Source organism: Lonsdalea iberica (genome assembly GCF_002111585.1).
In the GTDB taxonomy this organism is placed as follows: Bacteria; Pseudomonadota; Gammaproteobacteria; order Enterobacterales; family Enterobacteriaceae; genus Lonsdalea; species Lonsdalea iberica.
On sequence record NZ_LUTP01000092.1, the window covers coordinates 1 to 2,523 of the forward strand.

The 2,523-nt window shown below is 61.6% G+C and carries 1 protein-coding gene; it reads right to left on the reverse strand.

Annotated elements, in window-relative coordinates; genetic code table 11:
- Positions 1-2,523: Ig-like domain-containing protein (locus AU511_RS16680; RefSeq protein WP_139829419.1), on the reverse strand; the 2,523-nt coding region annotated here is incomplete at both ends.

The window sequence follows — 2,523 nt, forward strand, 5'->3', positions numbered from 1 at the left end:
CGGCCGTATCGACCGCGTAGCTGTGGTCAGCACCAACCGTGGTGGCGTTGCCTGCGCCATCGGTGGTGGTGACTTCGGCATGAATTTCATTGTTACCAGCCAGCACCTCGCCCGGTACCGAGACACTCCATACGTTGCCATTATCGGAAGCGGTCACGGTGGTCTGGTACGCCTGATCGCCGATGGTCACGGTCACCGTGTCGCCCACCTGCACGTCGTTACCGACGCGACCGGTGATGGCCTGCGGCTGACCCGCCTCCGCGATATTCAGCGTATTGTCGGCCGTTACATCATTAATGGTGATGCTGGCTTCCGGCGCGGCGGTATCGACCGCGTAGCCGTGATCGGCAGATGCCGTGGTCGGGTTACCCGCCGCGTCCGTGGTGGTCACTTCCGCATGGATCTGTGAGTTACCAGCCAGCACATCGCCCGGCACAGAGACGCTCCACACGTTGCCATTATCCGACGCCGTGACGGTGGTCTGATAAGCCTGATCGCCGATAGTCACGGTCACCGTGTCGCCGACCTGCACGTCGTTACCGACGCGACCGGTCACGTTCTGGTTCTGACCCGCCTCGGCGATATTCAGCGTGTTGTCATCGGTGACATCGTCAATGGTGATGCTGGCTTCAGGCGCCGCAGTATCAACCGCATAACCGTGATCGGCCGTAGCCGTGGTCGGGTTACCCGCCGCATCGGTCGTCGTCACTTCCGCATGGATCTCATTGTTACCGGCCAACACCTCGCCCGGTACGCTGATGCTCCATACGTTGCCGTTATCCGACGCGGTGACGGTGGTCTGATAAGCCTGATCGCCAATAGTCACAGTCACCGTGTCGCCCACCTGGACGTCGTTACCGACGCGGCCGGTCACATTCTGGTTCTGACCCGCTTCCGCGATATTCAGCGTATTGTCGGCCGTTACATCATCAATAGTGATGCTGGCTTCCGGTGCCGCGGTATCCACCGCGTAGCCGTGATCGGCAGATGCGGTGGTCGGGTTACCGGCCGCGTCCGTCGTCGTCACTTCGGCGTGGATCTCATTGTTACCGGCCAGCACATCGCCCGGTACGCTGACACTCCACACGTTGCCGTTGTCGGAGGCGGTCACCGTAGTCTGGTAAGCCTGATCGCCGATGGTGACGGTCACCGTATCGCCCACCTGCACGTCGTTGCCGACGCGACCGGTCACGTTCTGGTTCTGTCCCGCTTCCACGATATTCAGCGTGTTATCACCGGTCACGTTATCGATGGTGATGGACGCTTCCGGCGCGGCGGTATCGACCGCGTAGCCGTGATCGGCAGATGCCGTGGTCGGGTTACCCGCCGCGTCCGTGGTGGTCACTTCCGCATGGATCTGTGAGTTACCGGCCAACACCTCGCCCGGTACGCTCACACTCCACACATTGCCATTATCCGAGGCGGTGACGGTGGTCTGATACGACTGATCGCCGATGGTGACGGTCACCGTATCGCCGACCTGCACGTCGTTGCCGACGCGACCGGTGATGGCCTGCGGCTGACCCGCTTCCGCGATATTTAGCGTGTTATCACCGGTGACATCGTCGATGGTGATGGATGCTTCCGGCGCGGCGGTATCGACTGCGTAGCCGTGATCGGCAGATGCTGTGGTCGGGTTACCGGCCGCATCTGTCGTCGTCACTTCCGCATGAATCTCATTGTTACCGGCCAGCACCTCGCCCGGTACGCTGACGCTCCACACGTTGCCGTTATCCGACGCGGTGACGGTGGTCTGGTAAGCCTGATCGCCAATAGTCACGGTCACCGTGTCGCCGACCTGCACGTCGTTGCCGACGCGGCCGGTCACGTTCTGGTTCTGACCCGCCTCGGCGATATTCAGCGTGTTATCACCGGTGACGTTATCGATGGTGATGGATGCTTCCGGTGCCGCGGTATCGACCGCGTAGCCGTGATCGGCAGATGCCGTAGTCGGGTTACCCGCCGCATCAGTGGTGGTGACTTCGGCATGGATCTCATTGTTACCGGCCAGCACCTCGCCCGGCACGCTGACGCTCCACACATTGCCGTTATCGGAGGCGGTGACGGTGGTCTGGTAAGTCTGATCGCCGATGGTGACGGTCACCGTATCGCCGACCTGCACGTCGTTGCCGACGCGACCGGTGATGGCCTGCGGCTGACCCGCCTCGGCGATATTCAGCGTATTGTCTGCCGTCACGTCATCGATGGTAATGGACGCTTCCGGCGCGGCGGTATCCACCGCGTAGCCGTGATCGGCAGTTGCCGTGGTCGGGTTTCCGGCCGCATCTGTCGTGGTCACTTCCGCATGGATCTCATTGTTACCGGCCAGCACATCGCCCGGTACGCTCACACTCCATACGTTGCCATTATCGGAAGCGGTCACCGTAGTCTGGTAAGCCTGATCGCCGATAGTCACGGTCACCGTGTCGCCGACCTGCACGTCGTTGCCGACACGGCCGGTCACGTTCTGGTTCTGACCCGCCTCGGCGATATTGATGGTGTTATCACCAGTCACGTCGTCGA